The organism is Streptomyces sp. cg35 (genome assembly GCF_050410835.1).
In the GTDB taxonomy this organism is placed as follows: Bacteria; Actinomycetota; Actinomycetes; order Streptomycetales; family Streptomycetaceae; genus Streptomyces.
Genome location: NZ_CP191268.1, coordinates 1,689,016 through 1,712,895 on the forward strand (window position 1 = coordinate 1,689,016; position 23,880 = coordinate 1,712,895).

Genomic DNA, 23,880 nt, shown 5'->3' on the forward strand with positions numbered 1-23,880 from the left:
AGCACAAAACTTGAGCGGGCCCGTGTCAAGGGGGCTGGGCGGCGAGGTCAGGCCAGCTTGGCCGTCAGCGTGATCGTCGTGCCCGCGAGCGCCTGGCTCACCGGGCAGTTCTTCTTGGCGTCCTCGGCGGCCGCGGTGAAGCCCTGCTCGTCGAGTCCCGGCACGGTGCCCTCGACGGTGAGGTGGATGCCGGTGATGCCCTCGCCGGGCTGGAACGTCACGTCCGCGGAGGTGACGAGCCGGGTGGGCGGGGTGCCCGCGCCGGCCAGGCCGTGCGAGAGCGCCATGGAGAAGCAGGACGAGTGCGCGGCCGCGATCAGCTCCTCCGGGCTGGTCTTCCCGTTCGCCTGCTCGGCGCGGGACGGCCAGGACACCGGCTGCTCGCCGATGCCGGAGGAGTCGAAGGTGACGACGCCGTTGCCCTCGAGCAGGTTGCCTTCCCACACGGTGTGTGCGGAGCGCGTGGTTGCCACGATGGTTCCCTTCCGTGCGGCCCCGTGCGACGGGACCGGTTCCTATTGCCTGCGTCCACCATCCGACCACATGCGGCCTCAGCGCACCCGGAAGACCGGGCCACGGGCCGTGAACGGCAGCCGTCCTCCCTGCGGGATCAGGTAGGCGTGCTCGCGCGGGACCCGCAGCACGTCGCAGTCACCGTCCGTGATGATCAGTACGGGGGCGTCCGGCGGAAAGTCGTCGGCGCGGCGCAACAGGTCGATGCCGGGCTGGAGGACGGTGCCGCCCCGGCCCCTGATCCGGACCCGGCTCGCGATCTCGGCGACCGGGAGGTACCCGGCGTCGTACGGTGTCGCGTCGCAGAACACCACGCGGGCCGCGGGCACGTCGCGCGACGCGGCGTACGAGGCGATGGCGCCCAGCGCCTTGCCGAGCAGGGTGCGACCCATCGACCCCGAGGTGTCCAGGACGACACCGAAGGTGCAGCGGGCGATCTCCTCGGGCGGGCAGACCACCGACCGGCCGTCCCGGATCTGCGGCACGCCGATGAGGGGTTGAACACCCACCCCTTCTCCCAGGAGTCAGTACGTGCAGAAGACCGGCCGAACGGTCGCGAGACCGAGCAGCAGGTCCCGGTACCACAGCGGCACGAGGGGATCGGGGAGATGCCCGTGACGTGGCCACCATGGCCAAAAAGCGCGCTGGGCAAGACGGCACGGCGGTGACACCTTGAGCCCCCGACCAGGGGAATTCGCACGGGGTTCCGCAGGGGGTGTGGCCATGCGCATGATCTATTCGGACCGCGGTCCGTCACCGCTGGAGACCGGCAAGCCCGGCGCGGCCGACCGTGACGCGACGTTCGGCTGGTGGGGTGCGTTCAGCATCCAGAAGTTCGTGAACCAGAACCCGCTCTCGCACACCCACGAGGACGCCACCGGCTGGCTGGCGTACCTCCAGCAGTTCTACGACCGCAACTTCTGGTTCGCGGACGAGGGCGCGCAGGTGTGGGCGTACGAGGAGACCTACGACAACTGGCAGGACCGGTACGGCTTGGACGCCGTGGTCGCCGTGTACCACTCGGGCCACGGCGGCATGGACGACAACGGCGTGTTCTTCGCGCCGCTGGGCGCCACGTGGGACAACCGCTCGGACGCGGTCTCCCGCCGGATGGCGTTCGGCAACGAGCGGGCCAACTACGTGTTCTGGTCCACGTGCAGTTCGCTGCGCGTCCTCGACGGGCACTCCCCCGTCCGTACCTGGGCCGGCCCGAACCTGGGCTCGCGGATGATCTTCGGGTTCGAGACGACGAGTATCGACAGTCCGGACTACGGCCGGAAGTTCTGGGAGAAGTGGCGGGCCGGACAGACGTTCTGCGACGCGTGGCTCAACGCGAGCTGGGACATCTACCACGGTCAGGCGCCCTCGGTCGCCGCCACGGGTGCCACCCGGGCCGAGGCCGTCAACCGGCTGGGCGGGGAGCGCAACTTCTTCCGCGAGCACGTCTCCGACACCTGGTACGCGTGGCGCTGGTACTACGCGCGCGAGGGCCTGCGCGATCCGCTGACGCAGGCGCCGGCGCAGCCGCAGATCGTGCAGCTCGCGCCGCGCAACCCGGGCCAGGAGCTCATCGGGACGGCGCAGCTCGCGCACTTCCCGCAGGCCGCGCTCCAGGAGATCCACGTCGAGCGGCAGGGCGTGCTGGGCGCGAGCTCGGGCGACCGGTTCGTGTCGACGGCGCCGGGGGGCGTGCGCTGGGTGAAGCTGGCCGACGCCAACCTCCGCAACACGCGGCAGCTGCCGACCGCGCGCGCGGTCGAGCTGGCCCAGCAGTTCGTCACGCAGCACGCGGCGGCGACCGGCGGCGCCGAACTGGTCGTCGACGGGGTGCACGACCTGATGCAGAACAGCGGCAAGCAGGACGGTTCGGAGCTCGGCGAACCGGTGTCGCTGCAGACGCACGTGACGTTCCGGCAGGTCTTCGACGGCGTACCGGTGATCACGCCCGGCCGCGGTGAGTTCCGTGTCGCGCTCGACAACGACGGCACGGTGGTCCAGGCGACGCTGTCGACACGGCAGCCCACCGGCGAGGTCCGCACGCCGAGTTCGGCGGTCGCGCCCCCGTCCGGCAAGGGGCCCGAGGCCCTGGCGTCGCCGGGCGCGCGGGACCCGCGCCAGGCACTCGACGAGGCGCAGCAGCGGCGCATCGCGCACCTGACGGCGATGGCGGCGGACAGTGAGAACTCGGCGGCCGACATCGAGGCGCGGATGGAGGTCAGGGACGTACCGGGCACGCTCGAGGTCGGTTACGAGATCGAGGGCAACGAGGCCTATCCGGCTGCCCGCAAGCTGATCGAACTCGGCTCGCGGGACAGCATGTTCAAGAAGCTGCGGTGGGTCGTCGCACCCATCGCCAGGTGACCGACGGGGGTCGGGTCAGTGGGTGGCGGTCCGCTTCTTTCGGGCCGCCATCCACGCGTAGACGAGCACCCCGGCGAAGAGGAACAGGACGCCCTGGTACACGGCCGCGTAACCGGCTCCGCCGACCAGCCACATGGAGAACCCGAACGCGGCGACGGCGAGCACCATGTCCCGTGCCAGCCGCGACCGGCGGACCCGGTGGCCCTGCCCCGACAGCAGGAAGTAGATCTGCGCGGCGGTGGCCAGCAGATACGGCACGGTCGCGGTGAACGTGGTGACGAGCACGAGCGTCTCGAAGACCCCGCTCGATCCCGCGGTGTAGTTGTAGACGGTCAGCAGCGAGGCGAGGGTGACGGCGACGAGCACGCCGAAGGTGGGGATGCCGCGTCGCTTGCGCTCGAACGCCGTGGGGAAGAGCCCGTCCTTCGCCGCCGCGTACGGTGTCTGGGCGCTGAGCAGCGTCCAGCCGTTGAGCGCGCCGACCATGGAGACGAGCGCGGCGATCGCGACGGCGGTGCCGCCCCAGGTGCCGCCGAACATCGCGTTGACGGCGTCGGAGAACGGCGCGGTCGAGTCCACCAGCGCGTCGTGCGCGACCGTGCCGAACACCGACACCGTGCACAGCAGGTAGAGCAGCGCGGCCAGGCCCGTGCCGAGGACGGTCGCGCGGCCGACGTTGCGCTGCGGGTCACGGACCTCGCCGGCGCTCACGGACGCGGACTCGACGCCCAGGTAGCTGAAGAGCAGGATCGCGGCGGACGCGGAGACGGCGCCGAGCGCGGAGTCGCCGCTGGCCCGGAACGGGCCGAGGTTGTCCGCGTCGAAGAAGAACAGCCCGCCGACGGCGACGAGCAGCAGCGGCGCGAACTTCAGCACGGTGGAGACCAGTTGGACCGCGCCGACGTAGCGGGTGCCGGCGAGGTTGGCGAGCGCGGGCAGCCACTGGCAGGCCAGGGCGGCGGCGATGGTCCAGAACGTCGAGCCGTGGATCGGCAGGAGGACGTCCAGGTATCCGACGGCGGCGACGGCGAGCGCCGCGTTCGAGACCCAGGTGGTGATCCAGTACGACCAGGCGGCGAGGAACCCGGCGAAGTCGCCGAAGGCCTCGCGGGCGTACACGTACGGGCCGCCGGTCTGCGGGTGCCGGTGCGCGAGGCGCCCGAAGACGAGGGCGAGCGCGATGGCGCCGACCGTGAGGACGCCGAAGGCGACGAGGCTGATCGTGCCGTACGGGGCGACGGAGGCGGGGAGCAGGAAGATGCCGCCACCGATGATGTTGCCCATGACGAGCGCCGTGGCGACGGGGAGACCGAACCTGCGGGCGTGCCTGCTGTCCTGGCCGTCGTCCCCGGCCGGAGCCGTGGCTGCTGCGGATCCGGTGTCGTGCATGGGGTGGTGCGCCTCTCGGTCGTGCTGACGCCGTCACGGGATCGCCGGGCGGCGATCCATGGTCGGGCGGCCGGGGATCCCGCACCAAATCAGACGGATTTGTCCTGCGCCTCGGGGGGTGCGGCCGCAAAAGATGCGACGTCGGGGGCGTGTCGGCGGGAATCCTCCAGCGGGACCTGCGGGCCGTGGCCCTCGCGCAGCCAGCGGCGCAGGACGTGGTGGATCTGTTCGGCGCCGACGAGCTCGCCGCCGTCCTCGACCGGCTCGGACAGGGCCGTCGGTGAGAGCAGGAACGGGCGGCCCTGCGCGCCGCCGAGTCCGCCGTGCGAGCCGATCTGCTCCTCGAACGCGAGGACCTCGCCGTCCACCGGGTCGTACCAGGAGTTGACCATGATGTCGGCGGTGTGCCGGAAGGAGTCGGTGCGGCGGACGGCTTCGGCGGCGCCGGGCCCGAAGTCGGCGAGCGGTCCCTGCCCGTCGGTCAGGTCGCCGATCGCCACTTCGTCGCCGCGCGCCCCGAGCACGACGGCTCCGTGCTCCTCGCTGCGTACGAGGAGGAAGCCGACGCCGGGGTGGTTGGCGAGGGTCGCGAGCAGGGCCGGGTGGCGGGCGTCGATCTCCTCCCGGCTCATCCGGTGGTGGACGTCGGGGAAGGAGACGAGGCCGAGGTTCCCGGAGGCCAGCACGACGGGTTCGTGGCGCTTGCCCCTGCGGGCGGTCTCCTCGACGGGGCGGTGCAGCGCGGCGCGGACGGCGGCGCGGGCCTCGGCGCCGCTGTGGGTGCGCTGCGCCTTGCGCGGCACGGGCAGTCCGCAGCCCGCGCGCACCAGGTCCTGCAGGGTCAGTCCGTAGCGGGCGTGGAAGGTCTCGCCGGGGCTCTGGCCGTGGTCGGACAGGACGACGATGCGGTACCGGCGCGGGGCGTGCTCGGCGACCTTGGCGATCAGCGCGAGGGAGCGGTCGAGGCGTTCGAGGACCTTCTCCGCGTCGCGGCCGAACGGGCCCGAGTGGTGCGCCACCTCGTCGTAGGCCACGAGGTCGGCGTAGACGGCGCTGCGCCCGGCGAGCAGGTCACCGATGACTGCCGCGACGACGACGTCCCGCTCGACGACGGTCGCGAAGGCGCGGATGAAGGGGTAGAGGCCGCCGCGGCCGATGCGCGGGCGCCGCTTCTTCAGGCGGGCGCGGGTGGACTGGCCGATCTCGCGGCCGACCTCGGCGAAGAAGGAGAGGGCGGTGCGCACGGCGTTGGCCGGGTCGCAGAAGTACGCGAAGTATCCGGCCCGGGACCGGTTCTCCTTGCCGCGCCGGGCGGCGACGGACAGCACCAGGGCGACCTGTTCGGCGCCGCCGCTGAAGAGGTTGCCGCGGCTCGCGCCGTCGACGGTGAGCAGGCCGCCGTCGCCGGTGTGCTCGACGGCGCGGCGCTGCAGTTCGGCGGCGCTCGTCGGGCGGTTGGACACCTGGATCTCGCCGGTGTCCTTCTCGTACCAGCGGAAGGCGGGGATGTCGTGGTTCGAGCCGTGCAGGATGCCGAGCTGGCTGGCGCCGGTCTGGCTCGACCAGTCGGTGCGCCACGGGGTGAGGCGGTGGCTGCCGTCGCGCAGCCAGGCGCCGATCGTGGGCATCACGTCGTCGCGGGCGGCGCGCAGCAGGACCTCGTGGCCGACGCCGTCGAGCTGGAGGAAGACGGTGCCGGGGGTGGGCGGGCAGGCGGAGCCGTGGTCGGCCCGGCGGCGCCTGCGGTCGGCCAGCCGGTAGAGGCGGCGCCGGTAGGCGTCGTCGTCACGGACCGCCAGGGCACCGCCGGTCGCGGACGCCACGGCCGACATGACCGCGGCGACGACGACGGCGGTCTCCGGGCTGACCTCGCCGCGGCCGTCCGGGATGAGACGCAGGGCGAACAGCAGCAGGGCGCCGTTCAGGAAGAAGACGACGAGGCCGAGCACGAGGGCCGGCACGAGGAGCAGGGCGCGGACGAGGAGCGGCCAGACCAGGGCCGACAGGACGGCGAAGGCGCCGGCGCCGGAGGCCGCGGTGAGGGCGACGCGGGTGAGGCTGTCGCCGTTGTCGGACTGGAGCTGGAAGTCCGGCAGGATCCCGGCCATGGCCATCATCGTCAGGGTGCTCGCCGCCCAGACCGTGAGCGAACGCCATACGGTGCTCGCCGCCCGCCGCCATCGGCCCTCGGCCACTGTCCGGCTCCCCTCGCCCCTGTGCTGCCTCGCCCTGCTTGTCGTCGGACAGGGTTTCATACCTTTTGTGCGACCGGGCGGGGAGTTCCGGTCGTGGCGGCACGCGGGGCGGCGCGGCGGAGGGGACGGTCCGGGGGTGCGGCGGGCGCGGCAGGTCAGCAGCCGTCGTACCCGGCGGTGGGCATCGACAGGCGCCGGTGCACCCGCGCCTTCATCTCCGTGTCGTAGGACGGCTCGGTCAGTCCCGCCGTCTCCAGCCGCACCCCGCGCCGGGCGCACTCGGCCGAGAACGCGTCGACGGAGCGGAGCGCCGCGCGCAGGACGCGGTCGGACGGGGCGACGAAGCCGTCGACGAGGCCCGCGTCGACGTCCGCCCACAGCACCTCGTGGTCGGGGCGCAGTCCGTGGACGAGCAGTTCCCGGGTGATCACGAAGCCGCGCTCGGCGGCCCAGCGGGCGCACATCGCGTGCTGGCTGCGCGAGTCCACCAGGAACGGGTCCGCGTCCAGTTCCTCCAGCGGCGTCAGGCTGGCGATCGCCGCCACCCGCACCTGCGGGGCCGCGCCGTCCGATGCGCCCATGGTGTCCCCCTCACCTCAGCTTTCGCCGTCGACCCTACTCCTGCACGTAGGCTCGGGGGGAGTCGTACGAAGGAGCAGAAGGAGGCACCGCGTGCCGGTGGAGATCACCTGGTGGGGTCATGCCACCTGCACGGTCGAGGACTCGGGCACCCGGGTGCTCACCGATCCGCTCTTCGCCCGGCGTCTCGCCCACCTGCGCCGCCGCCGGGGCGCTCCGCCGCCGCCGAGCGCGGCGCGCGCCGACGTGGTCCTCGTCTCGCACCTGCACGCCGACCATCTGCATCTGCCGTCGCTGGCCCGGCTCGCGCCGGGCACCCGGGTGCTGGTCCCGCGCGGCGCCCCGCGTTCCGTGCCGGGCCTGCGCCGGCTGCGCGCCCTGGAGATCACCGAGGTCGAGGAGGGGGCCCGGGTCGAGGTGGGCGGCGTCGCCATAGAGGCCGTACCCGCCGCGCACGACGGGCGGCGGCTGCCGGTGGGGCCCCATCGGTCACCCGCGCTCGGCTACGTGGTGAGCGGCGAGGCCCGTACGTACTTCGCCGGCGACACCGGGCTGTTCGACGGCATGGCCGACGCCGTCGGCGAGGTGGACGTCGCGCTGCTGCCGGTCGGCGGGTGGGGTCCGCATCTCGGGCCGCACCATCTGGATCCGGCGCGGGCCGCCGAGGCGCTGACCCGGCTGGCCCCGCACAGCGCGGTGCCCGTGCACTACGGGACGTACTGGCCCATCGGGATGGACGCCGTGCGCCCGCACGAGTTCCACACGCCGGGTGACGAGTTCGTCCGGCAGGCGGCGCTGCGCGCGCCCCGGGTGGCGGTGCACCTGCTCGCGCACGGTGAGAGCGTCCGGCCGGAGGTGGCCCGGTGAACGGTCCCGCCCCGCGGGCTCCCCGGCGGACGGGGGCCCATCGATGATGTTCTCCGCCGCCACGCAGGTACCGCCCGAGTCGACCCAGCAGGCCGTCGGCTACCCGACGCTGTTCCTGCTCGTCGCCGTCGGCGCGCTGGTGCCGGTGATCCCGACGGGCGCGCTGGTGAGCTCCGCGGCCGTCGTCGCCTTCCACCAGAGGGCGCCGTACTCACTGCTGTTCGTGTTCGCCACGGCCTCGGTCGCCGCGTTCCTCGGGGACATCGCCCTGTACTGGCTCGGGCGGCGCGGCATGGGCTCGAAGAACGGGTCGCGGTGGCTGGAGGCCATCCGCGCGCGGGCGCCCCAGGAGCGGCTGGAGCAGGCGCAGGACAAGCTCGCCGACCACGGAGTGATGGTCCTCGTGCTGTCGCGGCTCGTGCCCGCCGGGCGGATCCCGGTGATGCTGGCGTGCCTGATGGCGAAGATGCCGCTGCGCCGGTTCGCCCGCGGCGACATTCCGGCGTGCCTCGCGTGGGCGGTGACGTACCAGGTCATCGGGATCCTCGGCGGCTCCCTGTTCGAGGAGCCGTGGGAGGGCGTCGTCGCGGCGGTCGCGCTGACCCTGCTGATCAGCGCGGCTCCGATGCTGTGGCGGAAGGTGCGCCGGACGTCAGGCAGCCAGCACGCGTGACGCACCGACCGGCAGGTCCCACAGCGCGGCCCGCGGCAGTCCGGCCCGCTCCCAGGCGGCCCGCAGCCGGGTGAGCGGCTCCATGACGGGCTCGGCCGACAGCAGGAACGTGGCCCAGTGCATGGGTGCCATGAGGCGCGCGCCCACGTCCTGCGCGGCCCGCACGGCGTCCTCCGGGTCGCAGTGCACGTCCTGCAGCCACCAGCGCGGGTCGTAGGCGCCGATGGGCAGCAGCGCCAGGTCGATGCCGGGGTAGCGGCGGCCGATCTCCGAGAACCAGTGGCCGTACCCGGTGTCGCCGGCGAAGTAGATCCGCTGCCCGTCGCGGTCGGTGAGGACCCAGCCGCCCCACAGGGTGCGGCAGGTGTCCGTGAGCGACCGCTTCGACCAGTGGTGGGCCGGGACGAAGTCGAAGCGCACTCCCCCGAGCTCGGCGCCCTCCCACCAGTCCAGTTCCGTGACGCGGGTGAAGCGGCGGCGGGTGAACCAGCGGCCGAGGCCCGCGGGGACGAACACCGGGGTGTCGCGCGGGAGTCTCCTGATGGTGGGCCAGTCCAGGTGGTCGTAGTGGTTGTGGCTGATGACGACCGCGTCGACGGGCGGCAGCGCGCTCCAGGCGACCCCGACCGGGGTGATCCGGGCCGGGGTGCCGAGGATCTTGCGGGACCACACGGGGTCGGTCAGGACGGTCAGGCCGCCGATGCGGACGATCCAGCTGGCGTGTCCCGCCCAGGTGACGGCGGCCGTGCGGGCGTCGACGTCGGGCAGCGGGCCCGGCTCGAACGGCAGTTGCGGGATGTCGCGCAGGCCCTCGGGGCGTGGCCGCAGCGCGCCCTCGCGGGCGAACCGGGCGAAGGCCCGCAGGCCGGGCAGGGGTGCGGTCAGGCGGTCCGCGAAGGACCGGGGCCAGCGGCGCGGTGCCGTGGCGGGGGCGCCCCCGCCGAGCGGCAGGGGCTCGACGAGGGGTTCGACGGACGCGGTGGCATCAGCTCGCTGTGCTGTCGTCGATTCGGACGCCTGGGTCATCGCTCGGACTCCCATCCTTCGCCTGCCGGTCCGTTGCCTTCGGAACTCACCGGGTCCACCGGGCCCGCACTGCCGCGGAGCTCGCCGAGCGCCGACCCCACCATGCTCAACAGCCGCGCCACGTGCGGCAATTCCAGGGGCTCCGGTGAGGTGAGAGACGCCCCGCGCTCCTGCGGGGTCGATCCGAGCAGCGGCCCGGTCGACAGCCGCACCCGCAGCGCCGCCGGATCGTCGCCGAACCGGTGGCCGCCGGGGGCCGGCATGCCCAGGCGCGCGGTGAGGAAGTCCTCCAGGTCCTGGGCGTCGGTGACCCCGCGGGCGGCGAGCGGCGGCCGCAGCGGGTCCAGGTCGACGTACAGGTGCCGGCCGGCCCGCGGGGGCCGGGCCAGAGCGCCCCCGGCGAGCACGGCGCGGTGCGCGGCCGCGGCGACCCGGGCGTGCAGCCGGGCGGCGGCCGTGCGGCGGGCGGTGATCTCCTCGGGCTCGTCCAGGACGTAGGCCGCCGCGGCCGCGACCGGCGCCGCGAGCACGGCGCCGGTCGCGGTGAGGAAGTCCAGGACCCGCTCGGCGAGGCGGGCGCCCTGCCCGGTCGGCGGGAACCGCGCGCAGGCCGCGGGCAGCGACGGCGGCAGGAACGCACCGGTGAGGTCGGTCAGGACGGTGACGTGCGCGGGGAACATCTCGGCGGGGCTGAACAGCACGGTGTCCGTGCCCGGGTGCAGGGTGTCGCGCCAGGTCTCGTCGCTGACGACGTGCAGGCCCTCCCCCACGGCGGCCTCCACCGCCTCGTGCAGCACCTCGGGCGGCGGCACGGTCGCCGTCGGGTCGTCCGCGACGGACAGCACGAGCAGCCGGGGGTCACCGCCCTCGGCCCGGACCCGGCGGACCGTCTCCAGGAGGGCGTACGGGTCGGGGACGCCGCCGCACTCGGCGGGCGTCGGCACATGGAACACGTCGCGGCCCAGCAGGCGCGCCTGCGGCACCCACCACGCGGGGCAGGGGCGCGGCACGAGCACGTCGCCGCCGAGCGCCGCGGTGAGCGCGAGGAGCAGCGGGGCGCCGCCCGGCGCGGCGATGACCTGGGCGTGCTCGGCGGCCAGGCCTCTGCGCTGCCAGTGGCCGCGGGCCGCTTCGAGGAGTGCGGGCGGTCCGCCGGGCGGCTCCGCGTGCGGGCGTCCGGCGGTCCCGGCGACGACACCGGCCAGTTCGGGCAGCACGGGGAGTCCGGGCTCGGGCAGCGGCGGTCCGTAGCGCACCGGGCCGCGGCCTTCGGGCACGGGGCCCCTGGTCCCGTGGCCCTGGTGGTCTCGGGCCGTGGGGTCCGATGGCCGCATGCTGCCTCCGTGCCGTGTGTCCGTCGCCGTACCCTCGCGGGTGCGCTGCTCCCAGCGTCACATCCCCGTGGGCACCCGCGCGCGCCGTGCTCCTGCTGTGTGGGTACCCGGGGGACGTCGGGGCACGCGAGGGGCCCGGCGCGGCCACTGCGCCGGGTGGGTGACGCGGCGGCGTCGGCACGGTCCGCGGGGGCGGCCGGGTCAGGGGGTCGGCGTGGCGAGATCGCGCTCCGGACCGCGCCCGCGCCGCTGGCCGACGACGGAGGCGACGTCGGCCAGTCTGCGGTGCGTGGGTCTGCGAGATACGGCGCGGCCCGGAGTCGGGCGCCAGGGCCCGGTAGTCCGGCCACCGCCGCTCGGCCGGCACGTCGGCGGCGTCGACGGGCCGCCCGCCCTCCTCGGCCACGAGGATCGGGCCCTCTCCGGAGCGCAGCTGTACGGACACCAGGGCGGCGAGGTCGGGATGGGGCGCCGCGGCCGGGCGTTCGTCGCCGCCGTCGGAGGCGGTGGCCACGGCGCCGCAGCAGTCGGCCGTGCACCGGGTCGCGTTCTCGGCGAGTTCGGAGAGCCGGCGCGGCGCTCCTGGTCCGTCCCAAGGGACCTCGGGGCGCTGGGCGAGGACGCGTCGGGCGTCCCGGTCCTGGTCCGTGCGGACGTCACGTCCCTGTTGTGCGTGCCCCTGATTCCGGCAGCCGGCGAACCGGTCCAGGGCGTGCTCACCCTGTTCCGGTCCGCCGGCCGGCCGGCGTTCTCGATGGCCGGGGCCCAGGCGCTGGACCTGATGTCCCGTCACATCGCCCTGGCCATGGGCCGGTGAGCGGGATCGGCTCTCACGCGGCGTCGGCCAGCACCTCGTCCCGCAGCCGGTGGCAGCACCGGCTGATGAGCCGCGACACGTGCATCTGCGAGATGCCCAGCTGCTCGGCGATGCGGCTCTGCGTCATGTCGCCGAAGAACCGCATGTAGAGGATCTGCCGCTCCCGCTCCGGCAGCGCCGCGAGGCGCGGTTTGACGGCCTCCCGGTCGACGACCACGTCGAGGGCCGGGTCGGCGCTGCCCAGGGCGTCGGACAGGGAGAAGCCGTCCTCGCTGCCGGGCAGCTCCGCGTCGAGGGAGAGCGCCGTGAAGCTCTCCAGCGCCTCGAGCCCCGTACGCACCTCGTCCTCCGTCAGGTTCGCGTGCTCGGCGATCTCGGTGAGGGTCGGGGCGCGGCCCGGGATCTCCCCGGCCAGGTCGTGCTGCGCGAACCGGACCCGGTTGCGCAGGTCCTGGACGCGGCGCGGCACGTGCAGGGTCCACATGTGGTCACGGAAGTGCCGCTTGATCTCACCGGTGACGGTGGGCACGGCGTAGCTCTCGAAGGCGTTGCCGCGTGCCGGGTCGTACCGGTCGACGGCCTTGACCAGGCCCAGCGCCGCGACCTGGCGCAGGTCGTCGTAGGACTCCCCGCGGTTGCGGAAGCGGCCGGCGAGCCGGTCGGCCATCGGCAGCCAGGCCTCGACGACGTCCTGACGCAGCTCGACACGGTCGGGGCCGTCGGGCATGCCGGACAGTTTGGCGAAGGCTTCGGCGGTGTCGGGTGCGTCGTCGTGCGGGTGGCGTCGGCCGGCCTTCACCGAGTGCACGGGTGCGCTGGTACGCGTACGCATGGATCGCAACTCCCTGAATGTGCCTGGGGATCGGTGGTCACCGTGGGAGTCGCGCCTCATGGGGCGTCGGACACACCCGGGGCGACGGATACCTGCAGGTGCAGGTGTCCCTCCCACGGACGTGCCTCCTGTCCGAAGCACTGACAACCGCCTGCCCCTGCGCCGCCGCGGCAAACACGCATGGCGGCCGGGCCGAGGGGTACTGCGACGGGTCACCGCGTGCACGCCGCACGCCCCCGAGGGAGCAGAGAGGCCTACGGCCATGGCCGATGTGGTGAGGGAAGTCATGACGCCGGGCGTGGTGGCGGTGCGCCCCGACGCGTCGCTCGTCGAGGCCGCCCAGCTGATGCGCGCCCAGGGCACCGGTGACGTTCTGGTGGCGGACGCCGGCCGGATCCTCGGTGTCCTCACGGACCGGGACATCACGCTGTGCGCCGTCGCCGACGGGGCGGATCCGCTGACGGTCAGCGCGCACGCCGTGTGCACGCCGGACCCGGTGGCGATCGGTCCGGACGAGGTGGTGTCCGTGGCGGCGGAGCTGATGCGGGAACACGCGCTGCGCCGTCTCCCCGTGGTGGAGAACGGCCGTGCGGTGGGCATGGTCAGCCTCGGGGACCTGACACTGCACCGGAGCCACGCCGACGGGCCCGGTGCAGTGTCCGGGGGGAGCCCGGGCCCGCAGGCTGGTGCCGGCCCGGCGGGGTAGATCCGGGCCGTGTGTCACCGGAATCCGTCGCGGTCGCAGGTCCTGGGAACGGCATGTCCTCAGGGTCGGGACCGACCCCCGGCAACGGATTCACCGTAGGCCGTCCGACGGGCCGGTCTCGATCCGCCGAGCGCGGCCGCTGTCCGGAAAACGCGGTGCACCGCACCGGTTCCGTCACGGGGCCGGGTCGCGCAGGGTGCGGGACGGCACCCGGCCGTACCTGCTCCGGTACTGCTCGGCGAACCGGCCCAGGTGACCGAAGCCCCAGCGGAACGCGATCTCGCTGACAGTGGTGGTGCGCGGGTCGCCCGCGAGGAGCTCGGCGTGCACCCGCTCCAGGCGCACCGTACGCAGATACGCCATCGGCGGCATGCCCACGTAGCGGGCGAACGCCTCCTGGAGCCACCGGACACCGACGCGGGCCTCCGCCGCGAGTTCCGTGGTGGTGAAGGGGCGTTCGGGCTGCTCGCGCATCGCGTCCATGGCCCGCTTCACCGGCGCCGGCCGCAGCCCCTCGGCCGGCCGGTCGAGCTGGTCGCGGTAGCGGTGGTCGGCCGCCAGCAGCAGGCCGTTGAGCACGGCGTCCCGCAACGGCTGGGCGACCAGCGGGTGTTCGAGCATCCGGGTCGACTCGCGCAGATCGTCGGCGAGGATGCGGACGAGGCGGGCCCAGGCCTTGCCGCGGCCCTGCGTCAGGTCGAGATCGGGGTCGAGCACGACGGGCGTGCTCGGCGCGCGTCCGGTCAGCTCCTCGATGCGGCGCTCCAGCAGGTCCCGCTCCACTTTCAGGGCGACGATCTGCCCGTCACCGGCCCAGCGGTCCACGACGGTGGTGCCGACCGGCTGGAGCAGCGCGGCCCGGCCGGCCGGCGTGATCACTTCGGGACGGCCGGCCTGGTGCCAGGTCATCGGGCCGCCGAGCGGGACGTTGACGTGGTACGCGCCCAACTCGCCGCAGCGGACCCGGACATCGGCCCCGCAGGCGAGAGCGCCGACGGTGATGCCGCCGAGCTCCAGCACCTCGAAAGCCGCACCGAACCGTTCCGGGGCCGCCAGTACGTCCAGCTGATTGGTGTAGAAAGCGGTCTTGATCGCTTCCATGGTCTGCTCGACGTCGCCCGACCGGAATGACGTCCTCACACCGCTTCACCTCTTGCCTCGTGACATTTCGTCGTACACGCCCAACTAAGCAGCGTACGACGAGATCTTGGAGGCCGCGACGGCTACCGGGAACGTTCCACGCGACGTTCGTCCCAGACCGGTTCCGACGTCTCACGCACCTGGCCGTCCGCGCCGAACACCAGGTACCGGTCGAAGGCGCGGGCGAACCAGCGGTCGTGGGTGACCGAGACGACCGTGCCGTCGAAGGACTCCAGGCCCTCCTGCAGCGCCTCGGCCGACTCCAGGTCGAGGTTGTCCGTCGGCTCGTCCAGCAACAGGGCGGTGGAGCCCTCCAGTTCGAGCAGCAGGATCTGGAAGCGGGCCTGCTGGCCGCCGGAGAGACGCTCGAATTTCTGCTCGGCCTGCGCCGTCAGTTCGTAGCGGCGCAGCCGGGACATCGCGGCGCCCCGGTCCTGCGCGTGGTCGCGCCACAGGATGTCGAGGAGGGGGCGGCCCTGCAGCTCGGGGTGGGCGTGGGTCTGGGCGAAGTGGCCGGCCACCACGCGGGCGCCGAGCTTCCACTCGCCCGTGTGCGCCACCGAGGTGTCCCCGGCCAGCAGGCGCAGGAAGTGGGACTTGCCCGAGCCGTTCGAACCGAGGACGGCGACGCGCTCGCCGTAGAAGATCTCCAGGTCGAAGGGCTTCATCAGGCCGGTCAGCTCGAGTCCCTTGCAGGTGACGGCCCGCACTCCGGTGCGGCCGCCCTTGAGGCGCATCGTGATGTCCTGCTCGCGCGGCGGCTCCGGGGGCGGTCCGGCCTCCTCGAACTTGCGCAGGCGGGTCTGCGCGGCGGCGTACCGGGACGCCATTTCGTGGCTGACGGCTGCCGCCTGGCGCAGGTTCACCACGAGCTTCTTCAGCTGGGCGTGCTTCTCGTCCCAGCGGCGGCGCAGCTCCTCGAAGCGGGCGAAGCGCTCGCGCCGGGCCTCGTGGTAGGTGGCGAAGCCGCCGCCGTGCACCCAGGCGTCGGCGCCGCCGGGGCCCGGCTCGACGCTGACGATCTTCTCGGCGGAGCGGGCGAGCAGCTCGCGGTCGTGGGAGACGAAGAGGACGGTCTTGCGGGTCTCGCGCAGCCGCTCCTCCAGCCAGCGCTTGCCGGGCACGTCGAGGTAGTTGTCCGGCTCGTCGAGGAGGAGGACCTCGTCGGTGCCGCGCAGCAGCGCTTCGAGGACGAGGCGTTTCTGCTCACCGCCGGAGAGAGTGCGCACCTCGCGGAACTGCGCCTTGTCGTAGGGGACGCCGAGCGCGGCCGTGGTGCACATGTCCCACAGCGTCTCCGCCTCGTAGCCCTGCGCCTCGGCCCAGTCGGCGAGGGCCTGCGCGTAGCTCATCTGCGCGGCCTCGTCGTCGACGGTCATGATCGCGTGCTCGGCCTTGTCGACCGCCTTCGCGGCCTCGCGGATGCGCGGCGACGCCACGGAGACGAGCAGGTCGCGCACGGTGCTCTCGTCGCGCACGGACCCCACGAACTGGCGCATCACGCCGAGCCCGCCGCTGACCGTGACGGAGCCGCCGTGCGGCTGGATCTCGCCGGAGATCAGCCGCAGCAGGGTCGTCTTGCCCGCCCCGTTGGGCCCGACGAGGGCCACCACCGCGCCCTCGCCGACACGGAAGGAGACATCACCGAGCAGCGCCCGCCCGTCCGGCAAGTAGTACTCGAGGTGTGCGGCTTCCAGATGTCCCATGGTCACGCATTCTGGACGGCTGTGCGGGTGACGGGCAAACGAATAGGACCTCGGACCCTGGATGCGGAGCCCTGGCCGGGGTAATCGTCGTTCCATGTGTGCCGACTTCGACCTCACCTCGCGTCCGACGGACGCGGCCCGGCCGGGCCGCTCCCTGCGCGGCCGGCTGGCCTCGCTCGACCTGCGCCTTTTCGAGAACGCCGCCGAATCGCGGTGGCCCGGCGCCGAGCGGGTGCTGCCCCGGCTCAGCCGGGCCGCGAACCACGGGGTGCTGTGGTTCGGGGTGGCCGGGGCGCTGGCGGCGACCGGATCGCCGCGGGCCCGCCGGGCCGCCGTGCGCGGGGTGGCGTCGCTGGCGCTGGCCTCCGCCACGATCAACACGCTCGGGAAGCGGTCCGTGCGCCGGGCGCGGCCCGCGCTGGACGCGGTGCCGATAGTGCGCCGGCTGAAGCGGCAGCCGTTCACCACGTCGTTCCCCTCGGGGCATGCGGCCTCGGCGGCGGCGTTCGCGACGGGGGTCGCCCTGGAGTCGCGGGGCTGGGGCGCGGTCGTCGCCCCGGTGGCGTTCTCGGTGGCGGCCTCCCGCGTCTACACGGGCGCGCACTTCCCGGGTGACGTCGTGGCGGGCGCGGCGCTCGGTGTGGGTGCGGCCTTCGCCGTACGGGGTCTGGTGCCGACGCGCGGCCAGATGCCGTCGCCGGGGCGTCCGCTGGTCGACGACGTGCCGGCGCTGCCGGGCGGCGAGGGCCTGGTGATGGTGGTGAACACCAAGGCCGGGACGCCGGAGAAGGTACGGGTGCTCAAGGACGCCCTGCCGCTGGCCGAGTTCGTGGAGTGCGAGGGCACCGAGATCCCGGACGCGCTGGAGAAGGCGGCGTCGGGCGCCCGCGCCCTGGGGATCTCCGGGGGCGACGGTTCGGTGAACACCGCCGCGCAGGTGGCGCTCAGGCACGGTCTGCCGCTCGCGGTGCTGCCCGGCGGCACGCTGAACCACTTCGCGTACGACCTGGGCATCGAGGACGCGGGCGATTTCGTGCGGGCCGTCGAGGGCGGCGACGCGGTCGCGGTCGACGTCGGCCGGTTCCGCTCGGACAAGGCGTCGGGGATCTTCCTCAACACGTTCAGCCTGGGCGCCTACCCGGAGCTGGTGCAGGAGCGGGAGCGCTGGTCGGGCCGGATCGGCGGTCGGCTCGCCGATGTCGTGGCGGCGGTGCACGTGCTGCGCCGCGATCATCCGCTGGAGGTCGAACTGCACGGCGAGAAGCGGCCGCTGTGGCTGCTCTTCGCCGGGAACTGCACGTATCGGCGGATGGGGCTGACGGCGGGCCGGCGCGCGGATCTCGCGGACGGGCTGCTGGACGTGCGCACGGTCAGCGGCGGCCGGCTGCCCGGCGTGCGGCTGCTCGCGGCGGCGTTGTCCGGGCCCCTGTCCCGCTCCCCGTTCCACGCCGCGACCCGGCTCACGCGGCTGCGCGTCGACGGTGTCGCACCGGGCACCCTGCTCGCCTACGACGGTGAAGTCGCCGACTGTGGGCGGCAGTTGACGATCGACAAGCAGCACGAGGCGCTGCGCGTGTACCGGCCGCTGACCATACTGTGACGCCTCCCCCGCCCCGCTAGGCACCTCCCCCAATCCGCTCGCGGTCCACATATCAAGACGGGTATCTCACCATGCGGCTGCACGGCGTACGGTGATCACATCGCCCGGGGCACTCGCCCCGGGCGAGCCGTCACACCGTGAAGGGGATCGGGCCATGTCGCAGGAGACCGCCGTGTACACCCACGGCCACCACGAGTCCGTGCTGCGTTCGCACACCTGGCGCACCGCCGCCAACTCGGCGGGCTACCTGCTCGGCTCGCTCAAGCCGCACATGCAGATCCTGGACATCGGCTGCGGTCCGGGCACCATCACCGCGGACCTGGCGGCGCTGGTCCCGGACGGACAGGTGGTCGGGGCCGACCACGCCGCGGGCATCCTGGACCAGGCCCGCGCCACGGCGGCCGAACGGGGCCTGACCAACGTGGAGTTCACGACCGCCGACGTGCACGCGCTGGACTGGCCCGACGACACGTTCTGCGTGGTGCACGCGCACCAGGTGCTCCAGCACGTCGGCGACCCGGTGCAGGCGCTGCGCGAGATGCGCCGCGTCACGAAGCCCGGCGGGATCATCGCCGTACGCGACTCCGACTACGCGGCGATGACCTGGCATCCGCAGTCCCGGGGCATGACCGACTGGCTGGACCTCTACCAGCGGGTCGCCCGGGCCAACGGCGGCGAGCCGGACGCCGGGCGGCACCTGAAGTCGTGGGCGCTGGCGGCGGGTTTCGCCGCGGCGGACATCACCGCCACGGCCGGTACGTGGTGCTACTCCACGCCGGACGAGATCGCCTGGTGGAGCGGGCTGTGGGCCGACCGCACGGTGGCCTCGGCGTACGCGGACCGCGCGACGGGCGGCGGCCACGCGACGCCCGAGCAGCTGACGGCCGTCTCCGAGGCGTGGCGGGAGTGGGGCACGCACGAGGACGCCTGGTTCGCGGTATTGCACGGCGAACTCCTGTGCCGCAAGCAGCCCGGCGCGTAGGGCGGTGCATGCCGTCGGGGCCGAGCCCCGACGGCATGCGCCCGGTCCCCGTCACGGGGTGACGGCCTGCTCCACCAGCAGCGCGACCCCGGCCACGATGCTCGCCGCGTCGATCCCGGCGGCCCGCAGCTGCTCCTGCGGTGTCGCCGACCCCGGCATCGTGCGGACGGCGAGGCGTACCAGGCGCGGCGCGGGGACCCCGTCGTCGAACGCCTCGGCGACGGCGTCCCCGAGGCCGCCCTGGGCCCGGTGGTCCTCCACGGTGACCAGGCAGCCGGTGGCCCGCGCGGCGGCCTGCAGGGTGTGCCGGTCGACCGGCTTCACCGAGTACAGGTCGATGACGCGGACGGGGATGCCGGCCGCGGCCAGCTCGTCGGCGGCGCGCAGCGCTTCGTGCACCGTCACGCCCGCGGCGACGAGCGTGACGCGGTCGTCGTCGCCGGACCGCAGCACCTTGCTGCCGCCCACCGGGAACTCCTCGTGCGGCGGATAGATCACCGGGGTCTTCCCGCGCGAGGTCCGCAGGTACCGGATGCCCGACAGCTCGGCCATGTCCGCGACCAGCCGGGCCGTCTGGTTGGCGTCGCACGGGTGGAGGACCGTCGAGCCGTGCACCGCCCGGAACATCGCGAGGTCCTCCAGGCCCATCTGCGAGGGTCCGTCCTCACCGATGGCGACACCGGCGTGCGAGCCGACCAGATTGATCCCGGCGCCGCTGATCGCCGCCATCCGGACGAAGTCGTGGGCGCGGGTCAGGAAGGCCGCGAACGTGGCCGCGTACGGAAGCCAGCCGCGCGTCGCCGCCCCGACGCTCGTGGCGACGAGCTGCTGCTCGGCGATGTAGCACTCGAAGTACCGCTCGGGGTGCTCCTTGGCGAAGTACTCGGCGCGGGTCGAGTCGCCGACCTCGCCGTCGAGGGCGAGGACGTCGCCGCGGGCGGTGCCGAGCGCGGTGAGCGCCTGGCCGTAGGCGTCGCGGGTGGCGACCTGGTCGCCGACCTCGTAGCGGGGCAGGTCGAGGCGGCCGCTGCGCACGGCGTGCAGGGCCCGGGCCGCGGGCGGCGGGGCGACCCGGACGCGGACGCCCCGGTCGCCGCCCAGCTCGGCGATCGCCTCGTCCGGCTCGGGCAGCGGCTTGCCGTGCAGGCCCTCCCGGTCCTCGACGGCGGCGACGCCCTTGCCCTTGAGCGTGCGGGCGAGGATCGCGGTGGGCTGGCCTGCGCTGTCGCGGGCCTCGGCGTAGGCGCGGTCGACGGCCGCCACGTCGTGTCCGTCGATCTCGATCGTGTGCCAGCCGAACGCCCGGAAGCGGCGTGCGTACGCGTCGAGGTCGTGCCCGTGCCGGGTGGGCCCGCGCTGCCCGAGCCGGTTCACGTCGACGGTCACCGTGAGGTGGTCGAGGTGCTCGAACCCGGCGTGCTCGGCGGCCTCCCACACGGATCCCTCGGCGAGTTCGCTGTCGCCGCACAGGACGTGGACGCGGGTGTCGACCCGGTCGAGGCGCTTGCCGACCAGGGCGATGCCGACGCCGACGGGCAGGCCCTGGCCCAGTGATCCGGTGGCCGTCTCGACCCATGGCAGGCGCCGCGGTGTCGGGTGTCCCTCCAAGCGGCTGCCGAGCGTGCGGAAGGTCAGCAGTTCGGCGTCGTCGATGGCTCCGGCCGCCTTGTACGCGGCGTAGAGCAGCGGCGAGGCATGGCCCTTGGAGAGGACGAACCGGTCGTTGCCGGGGTGGTCGGGGTGGGCGAAGTCGTAGCGGAAGTGCCGGGCGAGGAGCACCGCCATGAGGTCGGCGGCGGACATCGACGAGGTGGGGTGGCCGGACCCGGCGGCGGCCGCGGCGCGCACCGAGTCGACCCTCAACTGCTGGGCGAGGTCGTGCAGTTCGGTGTCGGTGAGGGTGGGGGTGGGGGTGGTCATCGAGTACCTCCTTCGGGCTGGTGCGGGGCACCGTCCGGCACCCGGGCGAGTTCGGGCGACGCCGTGTCGAGCGGCACGGACCAGGAGCGGACCAGGCCCAACTGGACCGCCTGGCGCGGGAGTACGGCATCGAGCAGCCAGTCGGCCGCGACCCGGATCCGGTTGCCGGGCAGCGCGGCGAGGTGGTAGCCGCGGGTGACGGCGCCCGCGAGGGGGCCGGACAGCGGGATGCCGAGCGGGTTCGCGGCGGCCTGCGCCCCGCCCAGGTCGACGGTGAAGCCGAGGTCCTTGTGCCGGTAGCTGCGGCGGGCCCCCTGGCCCAGGGACGCGGCCACGTTGAGTCCGGCGATCCGCCCCTGGCGCCAGGCGTGCTGGGCGGTCATCGGGGTGTACTCGCCGGGGTTCTCCAGGTCGGGCACGGCGGCCGCGTCTCCGCAGGCGAACACCTCGGGGTGTCCGGGCACGGCGAGGAACGGGTCGACGAGCAGCCGCCCGCGCTCCAGGGGCCGCCCGAGGCCGGCGACGAGCGGATCGGGGCGGACGCCGACGCACCACACCAGGGTGCGGGTGTCGACGAACTCCCCGTCGTCCAGCACGACTCCGTCGCCGGTCGCCTCCTTCACCGAGGTGCGGGTGCGCACCTCGACGCCCCGCCCGCGCAGCACCCGGTCGGAGGTACGGGACAGCCGCTCGTCGAGTTCGGGCAGGACGCACGGCGCGATGTCGAGGAGCAGCCAGCGCGGGCGACTGCCGTGCCGGCGGGGCTGCTTGCGCACGAGCGCGTCGGTCAACAGCTGCCCCTGGGCGGCGACTTCGGTGCCCGTGTACCCGGCGCCCACGACGACGAAGGTGCGCCGCGCCCGGATCTCCGCGGGGTCGGACGCGACGGCGGCGAGTTCGATCTGCCGCGTCACGTGGTCGCGCAGGTACAGCGCCTCGGGCATGCCGCGGAAGCCGTGGGCGTGCTCGGCGATCCCCGGCACCGGCAGCAGTTTGTTGACGCTGCCGACGGCCAGCACGAGCCGGTCGTACCCGAGGGTGCCGGGCCGGCCCTCGGGGTCGGTGTAGTGCACGGTGCGGGTGTCGAGATCCACGGCGCCGGCCTCGCCGAGCATGAGCCGGGCGTGCGGCAGGGTGCCCGGCAGCGACACGGTGGCGCGGCGCGGTTCCAGGACACCGGCGGCGACCTGGGGCAGCAGCGGCAGGTACAGGAAGTAGTCGGTCGGATTCAGCAGGGTGACATCGGCCGTGTGCCGGGCTGTCCGGGCCAGTGTGCGGGCGGCCCGGTACCCGGCGAACCCGGCACCGACGATCAGTACGCGCGATCGGCTCACGGTTCTCCTCCCGGGAACGCGTGGGTGGAGCTTCCCGCGTCCCCGTGGTCACCGGCGGCCAAACGTCAGGTGTCTACGCATCTCGGACGACCTGACACCGAACCGAGCGACAGCGCCCCCGCCTGTTCCCGATCAGGGCCGCCTCGCATGATCGGCGCTTGCACGCCCGGCTGCCGCAGAAGGTGGCTCACCCTTTCCGCTCCGCCTTCACCTGTGATGCCATGAATCCCTCTGCCAACTCGCGCGTCTGGGGACGGACATGGAAGTTCGTGGCGTTCAGGGAACCATCCACTTCGACGGGGAATGGATCACCATCACGAAGACGCCCGTCGGACCCAAGCCGGCGCCGTTTCGGGTCCGGGCAGTCGACGTGACAGGCACCCGTTTCAAGCGGGCCACCAGACTGATGCACGGCTACGTACAGTTCTTGGTCCCCGGCGCGGCCGCCGCAGGCGAGAAGAGCGGCCTCATGCAGGGCGGACGTCCGCCGGCTTCGGATCCCCACAGCCTGTCCGTTCCGCACAAGAGCAACGATCTCGCGGAGAAACTCGTCGCCGCTGTCGAGCAGGCCCGCGGCTAGCCGTCCTGCGGTTCGCAGCGAACTGGAGGACGCCGAGGGTCGCGGACGCGTAAGTGCACACTGCTGGGTTACGCACGCGCTCCGACGCGGAGTCGGGACTGAAGCTCAGGCGTAGTAGTCCTCCGCGTCGTCGAGTGGATAGCCGCGCGAGTAGCTCATCAACGCCGAGTACTTGTCGTCGCCGAGAAAATAGTCGCCGCTGTGATGCAGCTAGAAGAATCTTCCCGCTTCGTCCATGAGGACCGTTGCACCGTCATAGGTGTCGTGCGCGACGGGGAAGACCTTCTTTTTCAGTCCGTCGGCGAGTTCTTGAACATCCTCCGCCGCGCCTTCATACATGAGGCGCGAATGGAAGATCAGCCTGTCTTCGGTAGCGGCGTGAACAGGCAGATCAAGGCCGACGTGCTCACGGAGAAATTCGAGAGCAGGCTGGATGACTTCAAGACTGTCGCCGTCGTTGCGGAAATCCGTCAGAGCCGTCTCCACTTCAGCGGCGGCCAGGTCGTCACACCGGCGTCCCGGGTACCACCCGGCACTCCCCAGCCAGGCATCAACCGCCTCAGGAGACTTCAATACGGACACAGTTCTCATCCTCTTCCAGATCAAACAGCGATGGCACCGACGGGCGGAAGCATGCGCGTGCGGGAGGCGCAGGGTTCCTTGCAGTCCTCGCCCCTCGATGACTCGAGCCTCGCTGGCGCACCCGGATCGCGATGGCGCCGGGAAGTGGCCATCAGGAGCCGAGGAGTTGAGGGCATCTCCTCACCGGGGACGGTAGCGACGGGGATGGCAATCATGAAATCGTTGCAGCTCCGCCGGGAGGGGGTGGCGGCAGGCTGCGGCCGGTCGTTTCCCGCTGGTGGGGTACGGAGATCAAGGACTTCGCGGGTCAGAGAGATGGAGACGCTCCAGTCATGGAGATCCTGGGAACCACGCTGCGCATCTGCGTCGAGGACCTGGAGTCCTCGGTCACGTTCTACGAACAGCTCACGGGCAGCCAGGCGCTGCGTTTCGATCGTGGCGGGGTCTCCGTCGCCGCCGTCGGCTGCTTCCTGCTGATGAGCGGTCCCGAGCGGGAGCTGGAAGTGCTGCGCAAGGTGTCGGCCACGATCGCCGTACGGGACGTGGACGAGGCCAACGCGGTCCTGACGGCGTCGGGCGCGAAGGTCGTCGCGGGGCCGGTACCGACCCCGGCCGGCCGCAATCTGATCGCGCTGCACCCCGACGGCTCGGTCTTCGAGTACGTGGACCGGCAGGTGCCCGCGGAATCCTGAGCCCTCACGGCGTGCACGTATCCTCGCCCGGAGCACGACGGCGAAGGACGGT

At 73.2% G+C, this 23,880-nt stretch carries 21 protein-coding genes and 1 pseudogene; 9 read left to right on the top strand and 13 right to left on the bottom strand.

Annotation, left to right across the window (positions count from 1 at the left end; translation table 11 throughout):
• Positions 1-47: 47 nt before the first annotated feature.
• Entirely contained in the window at positions 48-473 is a 426-nt protein-coding gene (locus ACQUQD_RS07975) for an OsmC family protein (RefSeq protein ID WP_428951316.1), read from the bottom strand.
• A gap of 78 nt (positions 474-551) precedes the next feature.
• Positions 552-1,001 (bottom strand): annotated as a pseudogene (locus ACQUQD_RS07980) (VWA-like domain-containing protein); the annotation flags it as partial.
• 235 nt (positions 1,002-1,236) lie between these two features.
• On the opposite strand from ACQUQD_RS07980, the gene ACQUQD_RS07985 reads away from it, so the two are divergent.
• A complete protein-coding gene (locus ACQUQD_RS07985) occupies positions 1,237-2,874 on the top strand; it encodes a DUF6345 domain-containing protein (RefSeq protein ID WP_428951317.1) in 1,638 nt (545 codons plus the stop codon).
• Positions 2,875-2,889: 15 nt separating this feature from the next.
• Here ACQUQD_RS07985 and ACQUQD_RS07990 read toward each other — a convergent pair whose 3' ends face one another.
• The 3 genes from ACQUQD_RS07990 to ACQUQD_RS08000 all read right to left on the bottom strand — a co-directional run bounded on the left by ACQUQD_RS07990 (position 2,890) and on the right by ACQUQD_RS08000 (position 7,039).
• Positions 2,890-4,263, bottom strand: a complete 1,374-nt coding sequence (locus tag ACQUQD_RS07990; RefSeq protein ID WP_428951318.1) for an amino acid permease — start codon at positions 4,261-4,263, stop codon at positions 2,890-2,892.
• Positions 4,264-4,352: 89 nt separating this feature from the next.
• Entirely contained in the window at positions 4,353-6,518 is a 2,166-nt protein-coding gene (locus ACQUQD_RS07995) for an alkaline phosphatase family protein (RefSeq protein ID WP_428951319.1), read from the bottom strand.
• Between the two features lie 95 nt (positions 6,519-6,613).
• Positions 6,614-7,039: a hypothetical protein gene (locus ACQUQD_RS08000; protein WP_428951320.1), complete on the bottom strand. Its 426-nt coding sequence runs from the start codon at positions 7,037-7,039 to the stop codon at positions 6,614-6,616.
• 91 nt (positions 7,040-7,130) lie between these two features.
• Between ACQUQD_RS08000 and ACQUQD_RS08005 the strand changes: the two genes are divergently transcribed.
• Together ACQUQD_RS08005 and ACQUQD_RS08010 are read left to right on the top strand one after the other, a co-directional pair.
• A complete protein-coding gene (locus ACQUQD_RS08005; protein ID WP_428951321.1) occupies positions 7,131-7,904 on the top strand; it encodes an MBL fold metallo-hydrolase in 774 nt (257 codons plus the stop codon).
• 46 nt (positions 7,905-7,950) lie between these two features.
• Positions 7,951-8,577 carry a DedA family protein gene (locus tag ACQUQD_RS08010; protein ID WP_428957484.1) on the top strand — a complete coding sequence of 209 codons (627 nt, stop codon included), beginning with the start codon at positions 7,951-7,953 and terminating at the stop codon, positions 8,575-8,577.
• On the opposite strand, the gene ACQUQD_RS08015 is transcribed toward ACQUQD_RS08010, so the two are convergent.
• Positions 8,557-9,603 (bottom strand): MBL fold metallo-hydrolase, encoded by a 1,047-nt coding sequence (locus ACQUQD_RS08015; RefSeq protein WP_428951322.1) that lies wholly within the window; start codon positions 9,601-9,603, stop codon positions 8,557-8,559. The genes ACQUQD_RS08010 and ACQUQD_RS08015 overlap by 21 nt on opposite strands.
• Positions 9,600-10,937 carry an aminotransferase class I/II-fold pyridoxal phosphate-dependent enzyme gene (locus ACQUQD_RS08020; protein ID WP_428951323.1) on the bottom strand — a complete coding sequence of 446 codons (1,338 nt, stop codon included), beginning with the start codon at positions 10,935-10,937 and terminating at the stop codon, positions 9,600-9,602. Before ACQUQD_RS08020 ends, ACQUQD_RS08015 begins: the two co-directional genes overlap by 4 nt.
• A 289-nt stretch (positions 10,938-11,226) precedes the next feature.
• On the opposite strand from ACQUQD_RS08020, the gene ACQUQD_RS08025 reads away from it, so the two are divergent.
• Positions 11,227-11,754 carry a hypothetical protein gene (locus tag ACQUQD_RS08025; RefSeq protein ID WP_428951324.1) on the top strand — a complete coding sequence of 176 codons (528 nt, stop codon included), beginning with the start codon at positions 11,227-11,229 and terminating at the stop codon, positions 11,752-11,754.
• 13 nt (positions 11,755-11,767) lie between these two features.
• Here the strand turns inward: ACQUQD_RS08025 and ACQUQD_RS08030 are convergent, their stop codons facing one another.
• On the bottom strand, positions 11,768-12,586 hold the full coding sequence (locus ACQUQD_RS08030) for an RNA polymerase sigma factor SigF (protein ID WP_428951325.1): 819 nt from the start codon (positions 12,584-12,586) through the stop codon (positions 11,768-11,770).
• Positions 12,587-12,848: 262 nt separating this feature from the next.
• Here ACQUQD_RS08030 and ACQUQD_RS08035 point away from each other — a divergent pair, with 262 nt between their 5' ends.
• A complete protein-coding gene (locus tag ACQUQD_RS08035) occupies positions 12,849-13,292 on the top strand; it encodes a CBS domain-containing protein (RefSeq protein ID WP_428951326.1) in 444 nt (147 codons plus the stop codon).
• Between the two features lie 174 nt (positions 13,293-13,466).
• Here the strand turns inward: ACQUQD_RS08035 and ACQUQD_RS08040 are convergent, their stop codons facing one another.
• Together ACQUQD_RS08040 and ACQUQD_RS08045 are read right to left on the bottom strand one after the other, a co-directional pair.
• Positions 13,467-14,432: an AraC family transcriptional regulator gene (locus tag ACQUQD_RS08040; RefSeq protein WP_428951327.1), complete on the bottom strand. Its 966-nt coding sequence runs from the start codon at positions 14,430-14,432 to the stop codon at positions 13,467-13,469.
• A gap of 83 nt (positions 14,433-14,515) precedes the next feature.
• The gene (locus tag ACQUQD_RS08045; protein ID WP_428951328.1) at positions 14,516-16,138 is read right to left on the bottom strand and encodes an ABC-F family ATP-binding cassette domain-containing protein; all 1,623 of its coding nucleotides are present in this window, start codon (positions 16,136-16,138) and stop codon (positions 14,516-14,518) included.
• Between the two features lie 94 nt (positions 16,139-16,232).
• Between ACQUQD_RS08045 and ACQUQD_RS08050 the strand changes: the two genes are divergently transcribed.
• Together ACQUQD_RS08050 and ACQUQD_RS08055 are read left to right on the top strand one after the other, a co-directional pair.
• Entirely contained in the window at positions 16,233-17,738 is a 1,506-nt protein-coding gene (locus ACQUQD_RS08050; RefSeq protein WP_428951329.1) for a bifunctional phosphatase PAP2/diacylglycerol kinase family protein, read from the top strand.
• Positions 17,739-17,892: 154 nt separating this feature from the next.
• Entirely contained in the window at positions 17,893-18,720 is an 828-nt protein-coding gene (locus ACQUQD_RS08055) for a class I SAM-dependent methyltransferase (protein WP_428951330.1), read from the top strand.
• 51 nt (positions 18,721-18,771) lie between these two features.
• Here the strand turns inward: ACQUQD_RS08055 and ACQUQD_RS08060 are convergent, their stop codons facing one another.
• Together ACQUQD_RS08060 and ACQUQD_RS08065 are read right to left on the bottom strand one after the other, a co-directional pair.
• On the bottom strand, positions 18,772-20,640 hold the full coding sequence (locus ACQUQD_RS08060; protein ID WP_428951331.1) for a transketolase: 1,869 nt from the start codon (positions 20,638-20,640) through the stop codon (positions 18,772-18,774).
• A complete protein-coding gene (locus tag ACQUQD_RS08065; protein WP_428951332.1) occupies positions 20,637-21,974 on the bottom strand; it encodes an NAD(P)/FAD-dependent oxidoreductase in 1,338 nt (445 codons plus the stop codon). Before ACQUQD_RS08065 ends, ACQUQD_RS08060 begins: the two co-directional genes overlap by 4 nt.
• A gap of 259 nt (positions 21,975-22,233) precedes the next feature.
• Between ACQUQD_RS08065 and ACQUQD_RS08070 the strand changes: the two genes are divergently transcribed.
• A complete protein-coding gene (locus tag ACQUQD_RS08070; RefSeq protein WP_428951333.1) occupies positions 22,234-22,554 on the top strand; it encodes a DUF4429 domain-containing protein in 321 nt (106 codons plus the stop codon).
• A gap of 210 nt (positions 22,555-22,764) precedes the next feature.
• Here the strand turns inward: ACQUQD_RS08070 and ACQUQD_RS08075 are convergent, their stop codons facing one another.
• Complete coding sequence (locus tag ACQUQD_RS08075) at positions 22,765-23,136, bottom strand: SUKH-3 domain-containing protein (protein ID WP_428951334.1); 372 nt, start codon at positions 23,134-23,136, stop codon at positions 22,765-22,767.
• Between the two features lie 332 nt (positions 23,137-23,468).
• On the opposite strand from ACQUQD_RS08075, the gene ACQUQD_RS08080 reads away from it, so the two are divergent.
• Complete coding sequence (locus tag ACQUQD_RS08080) at positions 23,469-23,828, top strand: VOC family protein (RefSeq protein WP_428951335.1); 360 nt, start codon at positions 23,469-23,471, stop codon at positions 23,826-23,828.
• The last annotated feature ends 52 nt before the right edge of the window (positions 23,829-23,880 follow it).